Origin of the sequence: Polaribacter sp. Asnod1-A03 (assembly GCF_045063585.1) — a bacterium.
Classification (GTDB): Bacteria; Bacteroidota; Bacteroidia; order Flavobacteriales; family Flavobacteriaceae; genus Polaribacter.
The window spans coordinates 2235549-2255363 of record NZ_JBEFOE010000009.1; the positions used below are offsets into that span (position 1 = coordinate 2235549).

At 32.6% G+C, this 19815-nt stretch carries 13 protein-coding genes; all 13 read left to right on the plus strand.

The window, feature by feature from the left end; translation table 11 throughout:
- Positions 1-588: 588 nt before the first annotated feature.
- The 13 genes from ACJJVY_RS10265 (at position 589) to ACJJVY_RS10325 (ending at position 19806) form a co-directional block, all read left to right on the plus strand.
- Positions 589-1605 (plus strand): GntR family transcriptional regulator, encoded by a 1017-nt coding sequence (locus ACJJVY_RS10265; RefSeq protein WP_405607835.1) that lies wholly within the window; start codon positions 589-591, stop codon positions 1603-1605.
- Positions 1606-1608: 3 nt separating this feature from the next.
- Positions 1609-3096: a xylulokinase gene (locus ACJJVY_RS10270; protein WP_405607838.1), complete on the plus strand. Its 1488-nt coding sequence runs from the start codon at positions 1609-1611 to the stop codon at positions 3094-3096.
- Positions 3097-3111: 15 nt separating this feature from the next.
- Positions 3112-4428, plus strand: a complete 1317-nt coding sequence (gene xylA / locus ACJJVY_RS10275; protein ID WP_405607841.1) for a xylose isomerase — start codon at positions 3112-3114, stop codon at positions 4426-4428.
- A gap of 107 nt (positions 4429-4535) precedes the next feature.
- The gene (xylE, locus tag ACJJVY_RS10280; RefSeq protein ID WP_405607844.1) at positions 4536-5957 is read left to right on the plus strand and encodes a D-xylose transporter XylE; all 1422 of its coding nucleotides are present in this window, start codon (positions 4536-4538) and stop codon (positions 5955-5957) included.
- An 86-nt stretch (positions 5958-6043) separates the two neighbouring features.
- Complete coding sequence (locus ACJJVY_RS10285) at positions 6044-8080, plus strand: transketolase family protein (RefSeq protein WP_405607847.1); 2037 nt, start codon at positions 6044-6046, stop codon at positions 8078-8080.
- A gap of 12 nt (positions 8081-8092) precedes the next feature.
- Complete coding sequence (gene fsa, locus ACJJVY_RS10290; protein WP_405607850.1) at positions 8093-8746, plus strand: fructose-6-phosphate aldolase; 654 nt, start codon at positions 8093-8095, stop codon at positions 8744-8746.
- A 658-nt stretch (positions 8747-9404) separates the two neighbouring features.
- Positions 9405-10619 (plus strand): glycoside hydrolase family 88 protein, encoded by a 1215-nt coding sequence (locus ACJJVY_RS10295; protein WP_405607853.1) that lies wholly within the window; start codon positions 9405-9407, stop codon positions 10617-10619.
- 47 nt (positions 10620-10666) lie between these two features.
- Entirely contained in the window at positions 10667-11752 is a 1086-nt protein-coding gene (locus ACJJVY_RS10300) for a glycoside hydrolase family protein (RefSeq protein ID WP_405607856.1), read from the plus strand.
- A 38-nt stretch (positions 11753-11790) separates the two neighbouring features.
- Positions 11791-13110 carry a sugar porter family MFS transporter gene (locus tag ACJJVY_RS10305; protein WP_405607859.1) on the plus strand — a complete coding sequence of 440 codons (1320 nt, stop codon included), beginning with the start codon at positions 11791-11793 and terminating at the stop codon, positions 13108-13110.
- An 8-nt stretch (positions 13111-13118) separates the two neighbouring features.
- A complete protein-coding gene (locus ACJJVY_RS10310) occupies positions 13119-13931 on the plus strand; it encodes an alpha/beta hydrolase (protein ID WP_405607862.1) in 813 nt (270 codons plus the stop codon).
- Positions 13932-13941: 10 nt separating this feature from the next.
- Positions 13942-15426 (plus strand): sulfatase-like hydrolase/transferase, encoded by a 1485-nt coding sequence (locus tag ACJJVY_RS10315; RefSeq protein ID WP_405607865.1) that lies wholly within the window; start codon positions 13942-13944, stop codon positions 15424-15426.
- Between the two features lie 28 nt (positions 15427-15454).
- Entirely contained in the window at positions 15455-17116 is a 1662-nt protein-coding gene (locus ACJJVY_RS10320; protein ID WP_405607868.1) for a sulfatase, read from the plus strand.
- Between the two features lie 17 nt (positions 17117-17133).
- Positions 17134-19806: a hypothetical protein gene (locus tag ACJJVY_RS10325; RefSeq protein ID WP_405607871.1), complete on the plus strand. Its 2673-nt coding sequence runs from the start codon at positions 17134-17136 to the stop codon at positions 19804-19806.
- Positions 19807-19815 lie beyond the last annotated feature (9 nt).

Sequence of the window (19815 nt, forward strand, 5' to 3'; positions counted from 1 at the left end):
AGTGTTGTGGTTTTTGTATTAAAGTTCTTATAGTTAAATAGTTACTTTTTTAAATCTATAAGGTATATTGAATAAATACTTTAATAAGGTTTGATTATTACCAATAAATAAGAATTCTTTTGATTTTTATTAAGGATCTAAAATACCAGTCTTAATAATATCTCTTAAAAAATACCTTGTAATAAATATAAAAGTTGATAAATAAAAGAATGTACATATAAAATTGGCTATAATAACCAGTCCATCTCTTTTTTTGATTACGAGAATTAAAATCCTCTATATATTTATCAAAAGAACAATATTTTATAGTGTTTGAATTATAAGTTATTTAGAGAATTGATAATAGTTATTATACTTGTATTTGAAATACACCAAGATTTTAAGCTTACTTTTCTTAATTATAAAGATAAAATTTATGAAATATAAATTTATGAAATCAGTTGATAAGTGAGTTTAAATTATTTATTTATTAAAATAAATACTTAAATATTGTGTAGTTGTTATATTTTGGTGTTTTATAAGTGTGAATTAATTTTTAAAAAGTAGAAAATAGTTTGTTTTATCATCTTTGTTTTTTAAATTTACAGAATGGAACAGAACAGTATAGGTAAAAATGAAACTTTCTTCGATATTCATCATGAAAGTGATATTCCCAAATATCAACAATTGGTAAATGCGATTAATAATGCCATAGCAGAAAATGTATTACAGAGAGGAGATGTTTTGCCTTCTGTGAATAAAATTTGTAAAGCAAATGCATTATCAAGGGATACGGTATTTAAAGCCTATTCAATTTTAAAAGAAAACGGAGTGATAGAATCAGTACCCAATAAAGGGTATTATGTAGCCAATGAAACAAAAAGGGTGTTACTAGTATTGGACACTTTTAAAGCATATAAAGAGGTGTTGTATCATTCTTTTGTGAATAATATATCAAATAATATCATTGTAGATCTTCAATTTCATCATTACAATATCGATAATTTTAAAACCATAGTTAACAATAGTATTGGTAAATATTACAAGTATGTAATAATGAACTTTGAAAATGAAAGTATTCCAAATATTCTAACTAAGATTCCTAATGACAAACTCTTATTAATTGATTGGAACATTTATGCTAGACCTACTAATAATTATGTTTTTCAAGATTTTGGTAATGCTTTTTATAATGTTTTAAAAGAGAGCCTTCATCTGTTTAAAAAATACAAAGAACTTGTTTTTGTTTACCCTAATTACTCAGATCACCCAAAAGAAACTTTAGAATTTTTTATAAGATTTTGCAGAGATTTTAATATTGAAAGTAAGACGATTAGAGATTTAAAAGATTTTAAGATTCAAAAAGAGTATGCATATATAAGTACAAGCGATCGTTTTTTAGGTCTATTTTTAGAAAAGTGTAAGGATAATAATTTAGAACCAGGAAAAGAAGTAGGCATACTTTCTTATAACGAAACTCCTATGAAAAAATTTATCTACAAAGGGATTACCGTAGTTTCTACAGATTTTAGAGCATTGGGCACAAGAGCTGCAGAATTTGTTACAGAAGAAAAAGAGCTCAAACAATATATACCCACAAAATTAATTTTAAGAGAATCATTATAAGTTATGTATTATTATATAGGTTACGATTTAGGAAGTTCATCAGTTAAAGCAGCTTTAATTGATGCTAAAACAGGAAGGTCTGCAGGCGTTACTAATTACCCCGAAAAGGAAATGGCTATTCTAGCTTTAGAAACAGGTTGGGCAGAACAAGACCCAGAAATTTGGTGGAAAAACATAGGTAAAGTAACGCAAAAGTTATTAAAGCAAACAGGTATTTTATCAAACAAAATAAAAGGAATTGGTATTGCTTATCAAATGCACGGTTTGGTTATTGTAGATGAAAATCACAAAGTATTAAGGCCCTCCATCATTTGGTGCGATAGTAGAGCCGTTTCTATTGGTAACGAAGCCTTTATTGGGGTAGGTAAAGACAAATGTGTTGCTAACCTATTAAATTCACCGGGTAACTTTACACTTTCTAAATTAAAATGGGTAAAGGAAAATGAGCCAGAAACCTTTAAGAAAATTCATAAACTATTACTTCCTGGAGATTTTATAGCATTAAGATTAACAGGAGAAGCAACGACTACTATTTCTGGTTTATCCGAAGGAATGATGTGGGATTTTAAAGAAAACAAACCCGCAGAATGGTTGTTTGACTATATGGGAATCAATACCGATTTAATTCCTACAATTCTTCCCACATTTTTCAATCAAGGTAGAGTAAGTAAACAAGCTGCAGAAGAAACAGGTTTGCCACAAGGAATTCCGGTTTTATATAGAGCGGGAGATCAACCGAATAATGCTTTGTCATTAAATGTATTACACCCTGGTGAGATTGCTGCAACTGGGGGTACAAGTGGCGTTGTGTATGCAGTTACAGATAAAACAGATTCTAAAGAAAGTATTAGAATAAACAATTTTGCGCATGTTAATTATACAGAAAAAACTCCAAGAATTGGAAAACTTTTAAATATTAACGGAGCGGGAATTCAATATAGTTGGATGAAAAATAATTTAGCGCCAACAGATTCTTATAATGATATGAATGAATTGGCTTCTCAAGTTCCCGTTGGTTCAGATGGCCTAAGAATTGTGCCTTTTGGTAATGGAGCAGAACGTATGTTAAATAATGCTAATAATGGAGCTGCTATTTTAAACTTGAATTTTAACAAACATAAAAAAGAACATTTGTATAGAGCAGCTTTAGAAGGGATTGCTTTTGCTTTTGTGTATGGTATTGACATTTTAAAAAATGATGGAGTAAACTTATCAGGAATGAAAGCAGGTAATGATAATTTATTTCGTTCAGAAATTTTTTCAAAAACCATAGCAACTCTTATTCAAACAGAAATAAATATCATAGATACTACGGGTGCCATTGGTGCGGCTAGAGCTGCTGGTGTTGCAAATAAAGATTTTAAAACTTTAGAAGAAGCATTTTCTGATAATGAACAAGTATTAACCTACCATCCATTAAGTAATAAAGAAGTATATGAAAATGCTTATAAATTATGGAAAAACGACTTAGAAAATAAATATAACAATTAAAATAAATAATATATAATGGCAAATAAAGAATATTTTAAAGGAATTGATAAGATTAAATTCGAAGGAAAAGAATCAGACAATCCATTAGCATTTAAATACTACAATCCAGAGCAAGTAGTTGCAGGTAAAACCATGCGAGAGCATTTTAAATTTGCCATTGCATATTGGCATACATTCTGTGGACAAGGAGGAGACCCTTTTGGACCAGGAACACAAAGTTTTGCTTGGGATCAAGCTTCAGATCCAATGCAAGCAGCAAAAGACAAAGCAGATGCGGCTTTTGAGTTTATCAACAAAATGGGCTTCGATTATTACTGTTTTCATGATTATGATTTAGTACAAGAAGGCGCAACTTTTGCAGAATCAGAAAAAAGGTTAGATACTATTACAGATTATCTAAAAAAGAAACAGGTAGAAAGTGGTGTGAAATTATTATGGGGAACAGCAAATTGTTTTTCAAACCCACGTTATATGAACGGAGCTTCTACAAACCCAGATTTTAATGTTGTGGCAAGAGCAGGTGGTCAAGTAAAATTGGCTTTAGACGCAACTATTAAATTAGGCGGAGAAAATTACGTTTTTTGGGGAGGAAGAGAAGGTTATATGTCTTTATTAAACACAGATTTAGGCAGAGAATTAGACCATATGGGGCAATTTTTAACTATGGCAAGAGATTATGCGAGAGCACAAGGTTTTAAAGGAACTTTCTTTATAGAACCAAAACCAATGGAACCAATGAAACATCAATATGATTTTGATTCTGCAACTGCTATTGGTTTTTTAAAAGAATATGGATTAGATAAAGATTTTAAAATGAATATTGAGGTAAATCATGCCACTTTAGCACAACATACCATGCAACATGAATTAGCAGTTGCGGCTAAAGCAGGGATGTTAGGTAGTATTGATGCCAACAGAGGAGATTATCAAAATGGTTGGGATACAGATCAATTCCCTAACAACATTCAAGAAACTACAGAAGCAATGTTAGTGTTTTTAGCTGCTGGAGGTTTACAAGGAGGTGGAGTTAATTTTGATGCAAAAATCAGAAGAAACTCAACAGATTTAGAAGATGTTTTTCATGCACACATTGGTGGAGCAGATACGTTTGCAAGAGCTTTAATTACGGCAGATAAAATTAGAACTTCTTCTTCTTACAACGCTTTAAGAGAAAAAAGATATAGTTCTTTTGATGCAGGAAAAGGAAAAGATTTTGAAGCAGGAAAATTAGAACTTTCAGACTTGTATAAAATAGCACAAGAAAATGGCGAATTAAGTTTACAAAGTGGTAAACAAGAATTGTTCGAGAATATTATCAATCAATATATATAATAGTAATAAGCCTTTTAGAGGTGAAATCTAAGGGGCTTATTTTCAATAAATCTTTATGTAAACTACATTTTAGCAGAGGTAGTATAAAACAATTAACTAAAAATATAATGGCAAAATCAACAAATTCAGGGTACCTTTTAAAACTCACCCTAGTAGCCACATTAGGTGGTTTATTATTTGGGTATGATACAGGTGTAATTTCAGGAACCGTAGGTTCTTTAAATAGTTTTTTTGTAATCCCCAAAGGGTTATCAGAGACCGCAGCAAGTGCATTTAAAGGCTTTCTAGTTTCTAGTGCTTTAATAGGATGTATTATTGGTGGAATGTTTGGAGGGCTCGTTAGTAAAAAGTTAGGAAGAAAAAAGGGATTGATTTTAGCAGCAGTTCTATTTTTAATTTCTGCTTTAGGTTCTGCAATGCCAGAAATGTTTATTGCACCCATTGGAGAATTAGATCATAGTTTTTCATCAATATTTATTGTGTATAGAATCATAGGAGGTATTGGGGTTGGTTTAGCATCTATGTTATCTCCTTTATATATTGCAGAAATTGCACCGGCAGATAGCAGAGGTAAATTGGTTTCTTTTAATCAATTAGCCATTGTAGGTGGTTTTATGGTGGTTTATTTTGTAAACTATTTCATATCGAGAAGTGGTGGTTCTGATGCTTGGTTGAATGAAATTGGTTGGCGTTGGATGTTTGCTTCAGAGGTAATTCCGGCAGGTTTGTTTTTAGGCCTTTTATTTTTTGTACCAGATACGCCACGTTCTTTAGTATTAAGAAATAAACCAGAAGAAGCATTAAATGTTTTAATAAAAGTAAACGGAGAACAAGAAGGAAGTAGAATTTTAACAGAAATAAAAGCTTCTACAGGAGAGAAAACATCAGGGAAACTTTTGTCTTTCGGTTTGGGAGTAATTATAATTGGTGTTTTAATATCTGTTTTTCAGCAATTTGTAGGTATAAATGTTGTGTTGTACTATGCGCCAGAAATTTTTAAAACCATTTCTTCGGGTACAGATAGTGCTTTATTAATGACTATTATTGTTGGTATTGTAAACTTCTTATTTACCATAGTTGCAGTAAAAACCGTAGACAAATACGGTAGAAAACCATTAATGATTATTGGAGCTTTAGGGATGGCAATTGCAATGCTTTCTTTAGGGTTTGTCTTTTTTGCTGGTGCAACAGGCTATTTGGCATTGTTTTGCATGATGTTGTATGTAGCTAGTTTTGCCATGAGTTGGGGGCCGGTTGCTTGGGTTTTATTAGCAGAAATTTTTCCGAATAAAATTAGAGGTAAAGCCTTGGCAATTGCAGTTGCAGCACAATGGATTTCTAATTACTTGGTGTCTTTAACTTTCCCGATGATGAATGATAATTCATATTTAACCAGTTTATTTAATCATGGATTTGCATACTGGGTTTACGGTGTCATGAGTATTTTGGCTATGTTATTCATTAAAAAATACGTGCCAGAAACTAAAGGAAAAACTTTAGAGGAGATGGAAAGTCTTTGGAAAAAATAAGAATACAATCATCAGTGATAAAAATAATTTTAAACCCAATTGATTGTACACTTTCTCGATTGGGTTTATTTATAAATAAGTAAAAAATGAACAAGAAAATAGACCAACAAGCAGCAGACAATATAAGAGCTTTGGCTGTTGCAATGGTAGAAAAAGCAAAATCGGGTCATCCAGGAGGTCCAATGGGAGGTGCGGATTTTATGCACATCTTATATTCAGAGTTTTTTAATTATGATCCTTCGGATATGACTTGGGCATTTAGAGATCGTTTTTTTATGGATGCAGGCCATTTATCAACCCTAATGTATGCGCAATACTATCTTTTAGAAAGTTATGAAAAAAAGGATGTTGCCAATTTTAGACAATGGGGGTCAATCACTCCAGGTCATCCAGAAGTTGATGTTGCTAGAGGAATAGAAAATACTTCGGGACCTTTAGGGCAAGGTCATACCATGGGAGTTGGTGCTGCAATTGCCGCTAAATTTTTACAAGCTCGCTTTGGTAGTTGGATGAATCATAAAATTTATGGTTTTATTTCTGATGGAGGTGTACAAGAAGAAATATCGCAAGGAGCAGGAAGAATTGCAGGTCATTTAGGTTTGAGTAATTTTATAATGTTTTATGATTCTAATGATATTCAGTTGTCAACTTCTACAGACGAAGTAACGTCAGAAGATACCGAGATGAAATACAATTCTTGGGGCTGGAATGTGGTTATTATTGATGCACACAATCATGATGAAATAAGAAAAGCACTAACAGATGCAAATAACGAAACTGAAAAACCAACCTTAATTATTGGTAAAACCATCATGGGTAAAGGATGTGTTTCTGCAGATGATTCAATTTTTGAAGGTGAATGTGAATTACACGGTCAGCCTATTGGAGCAACAGGAGCAGATTATGCAAAAACCTTATTAAATTTAGGCGCAAATCCGGAAAGTCCTTTTGATATTTATGAAGATGTAAGTGTTTTTTATAAAGAATTATTAGAAAGAAAAATTGAAGAAGCTAAAAGTAAGAAAGTAGATATTTCTATTTGGAGAGCAGCAAATCCTGAATTAGCGACAAAATTAGATTTCTTCTTATCAGGAGAATTACCAGAATTAGATTTTGAAGGAATTGAGCATAAAGCAGGATTGGCAACAAGAGCAGCTTCTTCTGAAATATTAGGCTATTTGGCTGAAAATGTAGAAAACATGATTGTTTCTTCTGCAGATTTATCAAATTCTGATAAAACAGACGGATTTTTAAAGAAAACTCACGCACTAAAAAAAGGAGATTTTAGTGGCTCATTTTTACAAGCAGGTGTTGCAGAATTAACGATGTCTTGTATTGCAAACGGAATTGCTTTACATGGTGGAATTATTCCTGTTGTAGCAACTTTCTTTGTGTTTTCAGATTATATGAAACCAGCGATTCGTTTAAGCGGAATTCAAGAATTGGGCGTGAAATATGTATGGACGCATGATGCTTTTAGAGTAGGAGAAGATGGGCCAACACATCAACCTATAGAACAAGAGGCGCAAATAAGATTGTTAGAAAAATTAAAGAATCATAGTGGAAATCCGAGTTTCTTAGCTTTACGTCCTGCAGATTCTGCAGAAACCAGTGTAGCTTGGAAAATGGCTTTAGAAAATAAAAATACACCAACCGGTTTAATTTTATCAAGACAAGGCATTAAAGATTTACCAACAAAAGGGGGTTCAAGATATCAAGAGGCTTTAGCAGCAGAAAAAGGTGGGTATTTGGTAAAACAAGTCGAAAACCCAGATGTTGTATTAATAGCCAACGGATCTGAAGTAGCAACATTAGTAGTCGCTGCAGAAATTTTAGAATCAGAAAATAACTTAAAAGTAAATATTGCTTCGGTAATTTCCGAAGGTTTATTCAGATTACAATCTAAAGAATATCAACAAAGTATTATTCCTAAAAACAAACCATTATTCGGCTTAACTGCAGGTTTACCCGTAAACTTAGAAGGTTTAGTGGGTGATGCAGGAAAAGTGTTTGGTTTAGATCATTTTGGATATTCTGCACCAGCAACCGTGTTGGATGATAAATTTGGTTTTACAGGAGCAAAAGTCAGTCAACAAGTATTAGCATATTTAAAAACAGTTTAAAAATAGAATCCAATGAAATTTTTTATTGATACAGCAAATTTAGATCAAATTAAAGAAGCGCAAGCTTTAGGTGTTTTAGACGGTGTAACAACCAATCCGTCTTTAATGGCAAAAGAAGGAGTTACAGGAGCAGAAAATATTTTAAATCACTATCAAAAAATTTGTGAAATTGTAGAAGGTGATGTTTCTGCTGAGGTAATTGCGACCGATTTTGAAGGAATGGTAAAACAAGGTGAAGAATTAGCTGCTTTACATCCTCAAATTGTGGTAAAATTACCAATGATTGCAGATGGCGTAAAAGCCTGTAAGTATTTTTCTGATAAAGGAATTAAAACTAATTTAACATTAGTTTTTTCTGCAGGTCAAGCTTTACTAGCAGCAAAAGCAGGAGCTACTTATGTGTCTCCTTTTTTAGGAAGATTAGATGATATTTCTACAGATGGTTTAAACTTGATTGATGAAATAAGAACGATTTATGATAACTACAATTTTAAAACGCAAATTTTAGCAGCTTCTGTAAGAAATACTATGCACGTAATTAATTGTGCAAAATTAGGTTCTGATGTAATGACAGGGCCATTGTCTTCAATTACAGGATTATTAAAACATCCATTAACAGATAGTGGTTTGGCAAAATTTTTAGAAGATTATAAAAAAGGGAATTAGTAGTTTGTGATTTTAAGCTACATTATTTTTCTGTGTAGAGAAATAGTGTAGCTTTTCTATTTTAGTCGATAAAGTATTTTCTCTTTTTTATCTTACATTTTAACTTTCTGATGTAAATCAAGAATAATTTTATCAAAATTAAAATTTTAGAATAAGGTTCTAAATTTATCTTGATTACAAAATATGAATACATCATTTCTTATATTTCTTAAAGTCTATTTTTATCAATACTATTTCCCGTTTTTTTTTGATGATTTTGAACAAAAAAACTTTTTTATTATAGCTTTTTATAATAAAAAAAGTGCTTAAGATAGTTTTTATCTTTTGTTAGTGTTTAATGATTATTTTTTTGAAAAGGATAGATTGGTTGTTATCGTTTTTTAGTTTTTAAATTTTATTAATATACTCAAGACTCTTGTTATCATTGAGTTTTCTGCTAATGTGTTTTTTGTTTATAGAAGTCTAGTAAAAGGTGTAATTATCGTTTATATAAGGCTTTAAAAGAACAAAAGAACGATATTTTATAGCCTTTGAATTATAAGTTATGTTTTCTACATGCTATTGTTATTATAATTGTATTAGAAATAGTTTAGTTGTAAAACTTCACTTTTTTTTATCAATAGTTAGTTAAAATAATTTCTCATTAAAATATAAATAGATGATGATCACAAGGCCATTAATGTTTTTAGTAATCTTTGTTACTATTATGTCATGCAATTCACCAAAAAAGGAAGTAACTACTAAGTTAGATACATTTAACGTAAAAGCCGTTTTAGATGTAAGTGTTTTAAAAGAAAAACAGGTTACTAAAACATTGGTGAGTGCAGACAGTTTTCCAAGAAATATAGATAAAGGCAATAAAAACTGGAATTTTGTAGATGTTAAAGACTGGTGCAGTGGTTTTTTTCCGGGTGCTTTGTGGTTTGCTTACGAGTATTCTGGAGATGAATCTACAAAAGACCAGGCAGCAAAATTTACATTACCTATTAAAACAATTGCTTATACCAAAGCAGACAATCATGATATTGGTTTTATGGTTTATGGCAGTTATGGTAATGGTTACAGACTAACGGGCAATAAAGAGTATAAAGAAGTTTTATTAGCTGCGGCAGATACCTTAGCTACTTTATACAATCCAAAAGTGGGTTCTATTTTGTCTTGGCCTAGTCAAATGCATAAATTTAAGCACAACACAATTATAGATAATATGATGAATTTAGAGTTGCTTTTTTGGGCGGCTAAAAATGGAGGAAGTCAAGATTTATATGACATTGCTAAAAGTCATGCAGAAATTACGATGAAACATATTGTACGTAAAGATAGTGCGGTTTATCACGTGGGGTCTTTTGATGAAAATACAGGAGAGTTTTTAAGAGGATACACGCACCAAGGCTATGCAGATGAATCGATGTGGGCAAGAGGACAAACTTGGGGGATTTATGGTTTTTCTATAGCCTATAGAGAAACGGGTGAGCAAGCATTTTTAGATACGGCAATTAAATTAACAGATCATTATATTAATCGTTTACCAGAAGATAAAATTCCTTATTGGGATTTTGATGACCCAAAAATACCAAATGCACCAAAAGATGCATCTGCTGCAGGAGTTGCTGCTTGCGGAATGTTAGAATTATCAACGTTGGTAAAAGATGAAAAATTAAAAGCAAAATATTACAATGCTGCAGTTAGTTATATTAAAGAATTATCTACAGACAAATATTTAAGCGGAGATACAAATCAAGCTTTATTGTTGCATTCAACAGGGCATTACCCTAATAATTCAGAAATTGATGTACCAATTGTTTATGCAGATTATTATTTTATGGAAGCATTAGTCCGTTTAAATAAAATGCAAGAAGCTGCTTTAAAATAATTTGTAAAAAACAGAAGGAATAAAAGAATAACACACTATATAAGCTGATGATGAAATCTATTTTTCTTTTTGTTTTTGGATGTGTTACAATTTGTAACGCTCAAAATGCAATTAACAATTTTGATGCTGCTCCTGTAGGTGGTGGTTTAGAAATGGAAGGCTATTGGGTTTGGGGAAGTTCTGTAATAAAAGGAGAAGACAGCTTATATCACATGTATGCATCTCGTTGGCCCAAAATGTTGCCATTTCATCCAGGTTGGATGATTCAATCAGAAATTGTACATGCAACTTCTAAAACTCCAGAAGGTCCTTATCAATTTAAAGACATTGCTTTGGGAGAAAGAGGAGCACAATATTGGGATGGAAAATCGACTCATAATCCTAAAATTGTAAAATATAAAGACACCTATATTTTATATTATATGGGATCTACACATCCTTTTGAAGAGGTAACAAAAGAAAATGTACATGAATTCGATCTATCTAGTAAATGGTGTATTGCAGGTAGATGGGGCAAAAGAGTTGGTATGGCAACTTCTAAAAGTCCGTATGGACCTTGGAAACGAAAAGATGTACCAATTTTAGAAGTACAACCAGACTCTTATTACAGTTTTTTAACTTCCAATCCATCTCCATTAATTAAAAAAGATGGGTCGGTAGTTTTATTATTTAAAGGAAGAAGTTATCAAGAAGATGGAATAAAACATAGTGATATGAGTATTGGCGTTGCTACAGCACCTTCTTATGATGGAAAGTATACCGTTGTAGGTGATCAACCATTGTTTTCTATGGAAAGATTTGGAGAAGTAGAAGATCCTCATTTATGGAGCGATCATAATGGTTATCATATGATTGCAAAAGATCAAAGAGGTTTATTAACCGGTGGAGAAGGAGATGGCGTTTTGGCACATTCTAAAGATGGAATTCATTGGGTAATAGATAAAAACCCAAAAGCATATACGAAAACGATACAGTGGAATAACGGAAAAACAATAAAACAAGGACAATTGGAACGTCCTTTTGTTTTTGTTGAAAACGGAGAACCAACACACATATTTTTTGCCACGATGAACGGTCCTGGAGGATTTAGTAACGGAACAAAAACATGGAATATGGTTATTCCTTTAAAATAACAACAAAGAATAATTGAAAAATTAATACATACAATAAAATGAACAAAAAAATATTATTATGGTCTATAACAGCAGCTTTGGCTGGGTTTTTATTTGGATTTGATGTAGTTGTTATCTCCGGAGCAGATCAAAAATTACAAGCTTTGTGGGGTTCGTCAGATTCTTTTCATGGCTCTGTAGTTATGGGCATGGCATTATGGGGAACCGTATTGGGAGCCATTTTTGGAGGAATACCAACCAACAAATACGGAAGAAAAAACACCTTATTAGTTATTGGTATTTTATTTGCTGTTTCTGCTATAGGTTCTGCTTTAGCAAACGATCCTTATGTGTTTGCACTTGCTCGTTTTATTGGAGGAATTGGAGTAGGAGCTTCAACGATTGCAGCACCCGCTTACATCTCAGAAATTGCACCTGCAAAAGACAGAGGTCGTTTGGTTGCTATGTATCAATTTAATATTGTTTTTGGTATTATGATTGCATATTTATCAAATTATTTATTGAGTGATATTGGCGAAAACTCTTGGAGATGGATGTTAGGTGTAGAGGCAATTCCGGCAATATTATACATGTTATTTGCTTTAAAATTACCTAAGAGTCCTAGATGGTTGTTGTCACAAGGAAAAGAAACAGAAGCTAGAGAAATTTTAAAATTTATTGATGCAAATGCAAATGTAGAAGCACAAGTGCAGGAGTTTAATTCTCACAGTGAAAAAAATGATAAATTGGAAACTATTTTTATTAAAAAATATAGATTTCCATTAATGTTGGTTTTTTTAATTGCTTTTTTCAATCAATTTTCTGGTATTAATGCCGTTTTGTATTATGCACCCCGTATTTTTGAAGCAGCTGGTTTGGGAGAAAGTTCGGCCTTATTAAATAGTATTGGTTTAGGTGTTACCAATCTTATTTTTACATTATTAGGTGTGTTTTTAATTGATAAATTAGGAAGAAAAACATTGATGTATATAGGGTCTATAGCGTATATTGTTTCGCTAAGTCTTTTATCTGCCGCATTCTTTTTAGAGTGGACAGGTATGGCAGTGCCATTTTTCTTATTCTTATTTATTGGCGCACATGCTGTGGGGCAAGGAACCGTAATTTGGGTATTTGTCTCAGAAATTTTCCCGAATCATTTAAGAGCTTCAGGACAATCTTTTGGTAGTTCTACACACTGGGTTTTAGCAGCACTTATTCCATCATTATTTCCTTTTATGTTAAAAGCAATTGGAGGCGGAATGGTGTTCTTAGTTTTTGCAGTAATGATGGTTTTACAATTACTATTTGTAGCTTTTATGATGCCAGAAACCAAAGGAAAAACCTTGGAAGAATTAGAAGATATTATGATTAAAAAATAATTTTAGTAATGCGAAAAATAGTTAGCTTAATTCTTATTCTTTGTTGTTCAATTCAACTTTATGCTTCTAAAGTAGATACTTTACAGGTGTATAGTACATCGATGAACAAGACGATAAAAAATGTGGTGATTACTCCGGATTCTTATTCAAAAAAAGGAAAAGCATTTTCGGTTGTTTATCTATTGCATGGAGCCGGCGGAAACTATAAATCTTGGTTAAAAAAAGCGCCGGCATTAAAAGAATATGCAGACCTATACAATGTAATTATTGTTTGTCCGGATGGAAATAAAACAAGTTGGTATTTTGATAGTCCTGTTGATAAAACCATGCAATATGAAACCTATATTTCAGAAGAATTAGTTTTAGAAATAGATAAATCATACAACACAATTATCAATAAAAAAAATAGAGCAATCTCTGGATATTCTATGGGAGGTCATGGGGCTTTGTATTTAGCGTTTAAACATCAAGATATTTGGGGAGCAGCAGCAAGTATGAGTGGTGGTGTAGATATAAGACCATTTCCTTTAGGTTGGGATCTGTCAAAACGATTGGGTAGTTATGCCGATAACAAAGAAAATTGGGAAAAAAATACGGTCATTAATTTAGTATATCTGTTGAATAAAAAGAGTTTAAAAATTCTTTTTGATTGTGGTGTAGATGATTTTTTTTATGATGCTAATGTAAGACTACATAACAAGTTATTAGAAAGAAATATTCCGCATGATTATATAGAAAGACCGGGCGGACATACCAATAAATATTGGAGTAGTTCAATTAAATATCAACTATTATTTTTTGATGATTTTTTTAATAATTAATAAAACAATTATGAGTAAATTAAAATATGTACTACTTATCATTCTTGTAATTAGTATTTCTTGTAAATCCAAAGAAACGTCTAAATCAAGTGAAAAACTTACAGAAAATAAAGTTGCAAAACAACCAAATATTGTAGTGCTTTTATGTGATGATTTAGGATATGGAGATTTAGGTTCTTTTGGGCATTCTATTATAAAAACGGATAACTTAGATGAATTAGCTTCATCAGGAATTAAATTGACCAATTTTTATTCGGCAGCACCTGTTTGTTCGCCTTCTAGAGTAGGATTGTTAACAGGTAGAAGTCCTAATAGAGCTGGCGTTTACGATTTTATACCTTCACCTAAAAAGAGCGAAGACAATAGAGATTTAGTACACCTTCAGGCTCATGAAGAAACGATTCCTGCCATGTTAAAATCTGTAGGTTACGAAACTTGTTTGGTAGGGAAATGGCATTGTAGTTCTCGTTTTAATTCTGACAAGCAACCACAACCCAATGATTTTGGTTTCGATCATTGGATGGCAACACATAATAATGCGTCTCCAAGTCATAAAAACCCTAAAAACTTTATTCGTAACGGAAAAGCGGTAGGTGTCATGGAAGGCTTTAGTAGTCAGATTGTAGTGACTGAAGCTATTGAATGGTTAGAGAAAAAAGAAACAAATGCACCGTTTTTTCTTGAAGTTGCTTTTCATGAACCCCATGAATCTATTGCTTCTCCAGAAGATTTAGTTCAAAAATATTTACCAAAATCAAAAAATAGAGAACAAGCAGAATATTTTGCGAATGTTGAAAATATGGACATTGCAGTAGGTCGTTTGATCTCTTATATAGAAAAGAATTATGGAGAGAATACTTTAATTGTTTTTAGTTCGGATAACGGACCAGAAACTTTAAATAGACACCCAAAAGCAAAACATTCTTATGGTTCTCCTGGAGAATTAACAGGAATGAAGTTATGGACAAATGAAGCTGGTTTTAGAGTACCAGGAATCATAAAATGGATAGGAAAAGAAACCTATACAGGTACAACAGATAAAGTAGTTTCTGCACTTGATTTCTTACCAACTTTTGCAGAATTATCAGGAGCAAAATTACCGAGTAGAAAACTAGATGGAGAATCTTTTAATTCGCTTTTAAATACAGGGAATTTTGATAGAAATACACCTTTAATTTGGGCTTTTTACGATGCTTTAAATGAAAGAAGAGTTGCCATGAGATCAGGAGATTGGAAAATTATGGGACGATTAGAAGTGGATGAAAAAACACTACCGAATATTCATAATTTATATGATGGTAATGAAGCGTTTGTAAAAAGCGCAAAGCTTACCGATTTTCAATTGTATAATTTGAAAGAAAATAAAAATGAATTGGAAGATTTATCGACAAAAGAACCCGTAATTTTTAATCAAATTAAAAAAGAGTTCGAAATTCAATATAAAGAATTATTAGATGGTAGTCATATTTGGGTTAGAACTGAAGAAAGTAAATAAGAAAGACTAATTATTAGCAAACAAAAATATGAAACTAACAAAATCATTCGTAATATTATTTATTCTGATAACATCAGTTTCTTGTCAAGTTTCTAAAAAAGAAAAAGTTGAAGTAAAAGAATTACCAGCAAAACGCCCAAACATTATTTTTATGATGTCTGATGATCATGCGTATCAAACTATTAGTGCGTATAGCGATCATTTAATTCAAACTCCGAATATAGATCGTATTGCAGATGAGGGAATTAAGTTTACCAACGCCTGTGTGTCTAATTCTATTTGTGCACCGTCTAGAGCAACTATTTTAACAGGTAAACATACGCACATTCATGGAAAAGTAGATAACGTATTTCCGTTTGATGAGTCTCAAGTAACGTTTCCACAGATTATGCAACAAGCCGGTTATAAAACGGCTATGTTTGGGAAATTACACTTCGGAAACAATCCGAAAGGAGTTGATGAATTCAAAATTTTACCGGGTCAAGGGCGCTATTACAATCCTATTTTTAACACCAATGATGGTCAAATTACGGTTGAAGGTTATGTTACCGATATCATTATGGATATGACCTTAGAATGGTTAGAGGAAAATAAAAATAGTGAACAACCATTTATGATGTTTTCTATGCAAAAAGCCCCACACAGAGAGTGGTTGCCTGCTCCACGTCATTTTAAAGAATACACGAAGAAAACTTTTGTAGAGCCAGAAACTTTATTTGATGATTACGAAGGACGAGGAACAGCTGCTAAAACTGCTGATATGAATTTATTAACCCACATGAATTGGGCTGGCGATTCTAAAATGTACCCAGAAATCATGAAAGAGTTGGGTATTGAAGATAAATCTGGATGGGATTTAGAAGCTTTTGAGCGTGAAGTTGGTGCTATGAATGCTGAGCAAAGAGCAGTTTGGGATTCGGTTTATAGACCTATGATGGAAGAGTTTAAAAAAGAATATCCTACTATGAATGATACAGAATTAATGAAATGGCGTTACCAACGTTATATGCAGGATTATCTAGGATGTATTGCTTCTGTTGATGAAAATGTGGGGCGTTTATTAGATTATTTGGAGGATACTGGTTTAGATGAAAACACGATTATTATTTACACTTCCGATCAAGGGTTTTACTTAGGAGAACACGGTTGGTTCGATAAGCGTTTTGTGTATGATGAATCTTTTAAAACTCCGCTATTAATTAAATGGCCAAACGTAATTACATCGGGAACGACTAATACCGAAATGGTTCAAAATTTAGATTTTGCACAAACTATTTTAGAAGCAGCACATATTGAAGCGCCTTCTGATATGCAAGGTGAAAGTTTAATTCCATTATTATTAGGAAATGACGAAGAATGGACTAGAGACGCCGTGTATTACCATTATTACGAATACCCAGGTATTCATATGGTAAAGAGGCATTACGCTATTATTACTCAAGATTATAAATTAGCGCATTTTTATTACGATGTGGATGAATGGGAATTATACGATCGTAAAAAAGATCCTCAAGAAATGAAAAATGTTATTAACGATCCGGCTTATGCCGATGTGGTTGTAACATTAAAACAACAACTTAAAGATATGCGCGAGTATTATGGAGATAGCTCTCAATTAGATCAAGAGATATTAAAAAAATACCTTGAAGCGAAGAATAATCCAGATATTGAAACGGTTCCGCTTCATTAATAATTGTAAAGACTAAAATGAGTTTAAAAAAACAAAGAATATTTATAATCGGGTTGCTTTTAGTAACGTTTTTTACACGTGCTCAAAATTCTGAAAAGCACCCGAGATTATATGCTGCGGAAAATGATCGTACACAGTTATTAGAGAAAATTGAAACGGAAGCTTGGGCAAAAGCGTCGTGGAATAATCTGTTAACAGAAATTGATGCTCATGTAAATCGTCATGTTACAGATCCAGAATGGATCGTGTCTCGTTTGGCCATGTATTGGAAAGATGGTGAACGGTATACCCAATGTTATATCAAAAAGCAAGATTGGGATTATGGAGAAGGGAATGCACCGCTTCCAACGGTACGTTTACCCGGAATGCGAAGATGGAATGACTATGTAAACGTTCCTCTAGAGGAAAGATTTCCATACAATGAAACTGGTGATATGCTAGGAATTAGTCGTTCTAGCGCAGATAAAACTCCTGTTGTTATTCCGTATAAAGAGACGGGACATATGGTGCGCCAAAACAATATGGAAATATTAAAACTAGCTGAAAAAGCTGCTTTTGCTTTTTATATGACTCAGGAGGAAAAATATGCGAAATTTTCATCTGATATTTTTTGGACATGGATGTTAGGAACGTATTACATGCAACCACCTTTAGACCCTAAAGAATCGGCTGGAGGTCCTGGAGGATTTAAACCAGGAGGTATTTTGGGGTATTACGATTATGAAGTGATTCATGATGACAGGCAAATACCTATGGCAATTACTTACGATTTTCTTTATGATTATTTAAATAAACATCCGCATGCCCATTTAAAAACCTTGAATAAAAAGCCAGTTGATGTTGCAGGAACGGTTTTTAAACGTTTTATAGAAATTGGTTTGGTAAGAGGTGGAAAAAAAGGAAATTGGAATGTAAATCGTTATAAAAACATCTTAGGGAGTATGCTTGTTTTGGAATCCAATAGTTTTTATGAAGATGGTAAAGGACGAGAATATTACATTCCGTTTTACACTGAAAAATCAGGAGATCATTATGCCGGATTACCTGAAATTATGGCAAATTATAACAAAACAACTGGTTTATGGCCAGAATCTCCGGGTTATGCATCAGGTATGATTCCTTTTGTTTTAGATATGGGAATTAAATTGTATAAATCAGGTGTAAATACGTTGGGAGACAATCCGATAATTAGCAAAGCATCCTTGGCCAATTTAGGTTGGTTAGATGCGAGAGGTAATTTGGTTGTTTTTGGTGATATGCGTGGAGGGCCTGCAAACATGTCGGCTTTCGAATCTTTGTTAACTTATTCCACTTGGGAAGGCGATACCGAAACGGCTAAAAAAATGGCAACGGTAATTCGTAAAAACATAGCCTCTGGGCAATATGATAGAACCACATCCGATTGGACAGGTATTGTTTTCAATCAGCCTTTACCAGAATCTGGAAGTGATTTACCTTTTAATCAAACCGCATATTCACCGTTTCACAGACATATTATCATGAAAAATGGAAACGATGAAGAAAATGGATTAATGTTTACATTATACGGTGGTCGTTACCAATCACATTTAGCAAAAAATGGATTAGCGATGCAGTTTTATGGCAAAGGTTGGGTGTTATCACCCGATGCTTCGGCTTACGAATCGTATTGGTCGCCTGATGCAGGTTATCATCGTGGAATAACAGGCTCCAATACTATTGTGCCGGGTTATAATTCTGGTGCTATTACTGTCAACGCTATGGATCCATCGGTAAATACAGAAACAAGTTTGTATAATAGCAATGTTACTTCTGATAGGGTGTCTTTTTCAGATGTTTCAGCAGAAGAAAAACGTCGATTGGTTGCCATGATTCGTACTTCGGAAACAACAGGATATTATGTGGATGTATTTCGTTCAGATCAACAAGACAACGATTATATTCATCATAATTTAGGGAATCGTGTTACGGTTAAGAATACTTCAAATGTGCCCTTAGAATTACAATCAGTTAACGATTTAGGAACAACATATGATAAAAATTATAGCTTCTTTAAAAATCAAAAAAAGATAGACTTTACAGAAAATTTTAATGCCACTTGGCAAATTAATAACGTTTCACCAGCATTACATATAAATATGTGGATGATGGGTCAAAAGAATCGAAATGTATATGTAGTTGATGCACCACCCACCACTTTAAGAAGTGATATTACACCAGGGAAAGTCAATAAAAGTCCGGAAACCACACCAACATTAATTGTTAGACAAAACGGAATTAATGGAAAAGAGCATCCTTTTGTATCTGTATTTGAATCGTATGAAACAGGAAAAAAGAATATTAAGTCGATTGAAAAAATACAAACTGAGGAGAATTTTGTGAGTATTAAAGTTTCTTCTAAAAATAGCACTCAAATTATTTTAAATGCAATTGATGATGAAGAATATCAGCCGATAAAACAATTAAAATTTCAAGGGATTTTAGGAATTACCTCAGAAAAAAATGGTGAATTAGAATACTTGTATTTAGGAAAAGGGAAATTACTTAAAAAAGGCAATTTTAGTATTGAAGCAGTTGATGAAGCTGTTTCTGCTAACTTAAAATTTGAAAATGGGAAGTATTATTATTCGGCAGATAAACCTGTAATTATAAAACTTAAAAAGCGAAAAGCCAAAGAATATCCTGCGGGTTATCATTTAGAAATAAAATAAAAGCGTCAT

Bases quoted from the DNA above. Each gene is read 5' to 3' on its own strand.
- ACJJVY_RS10285 (WP_405607847.1), top strand. From the start codon at position 6,044: ATGAACAAGAAAATAGACCAACAAGCAGCAGACAATATAAGAGCTTTG.
- ACJJVY_RS10310 (WP_405607862.1), top strand. From the start codon at position 13,119: ATGCGAAAAATAGTTAGCTTAATTCTTATTCTTTGTTGTTCAATTCAA.
- ACJJVY_RS10265 (WP_405607835.1), top strand. From the start codon at position 589: ATGGAACAGAACAGTATAGGTAAAAATGAAACTTTCTTCGATATTCAT.
- ACJJVY_RS10305 (WP_405607859.1), top strand. From the start codon at position 11,791: ATGAACAAAAAAATATTATTATGGTCTATAACAGCAGCTTTGGCTGGG.
- ACJJVY_RS10300 (WP_405607856.1), top strand. From the start codon at position 10,667: ATGATGAAATCTATTTTTCTTTTTGTTTTTGGATGTGTTACAATTTGT.
- ACJJVY_RS10270 (WP_405607838.1), top strand. From the start codon at position 1,609: ATGTATTATTATATAGGTTACGATTTAGGAAGTTCATCAGTTAAAGCA.
- ACJJVY_RS10315 (WP_405607865.1), top strand. From the start codon at position 13,942: ATGAGTAAATTAAAATATGTACTACTTATCATTCTTGTAATTAGTATT.
- xylA (WP_405607841.1), top strand. From the start codon at position 3,112: ATGGCAAATAAAGAATATTTTAAAGGAATTGATAAGATTAAATTCGAA.
- fsa (WP_405607850.1), top strand. From the start codon at position 8,093: ATGAAATTTTTTATTGATACAGCAAATTTAGATCAAATTAAAGAAGCG.
- ACJJVY_RS10320 (WP_405607868.1), top strand. From the start codon at position 15,455: ATGAAACTAACAAAATCATTCGTAATATTATTTATTCTGATAACATCA.
- ACJJVY_RS10325 (WP_405607871.1), top strand. From the start codon at position 17,134: ATGAGTTTAAAAAAACAAAGAATATTTATAATCGGGTTGCTTTTAGTA.
- xylE (WP_405607844.1), top strand. From the start codon at position 4,536: ATGGCAAAATCAACAAATTCAGGGTACCTTTTAAAACTCACCCTAGTA.
- ACJJVY_RS10295 (WP_405607853.1), top strand. From the start codon at position 9,405: ATGATGATCACAAGGCCATTAATGTTTTTAGTAATCTTTGTTACTATT.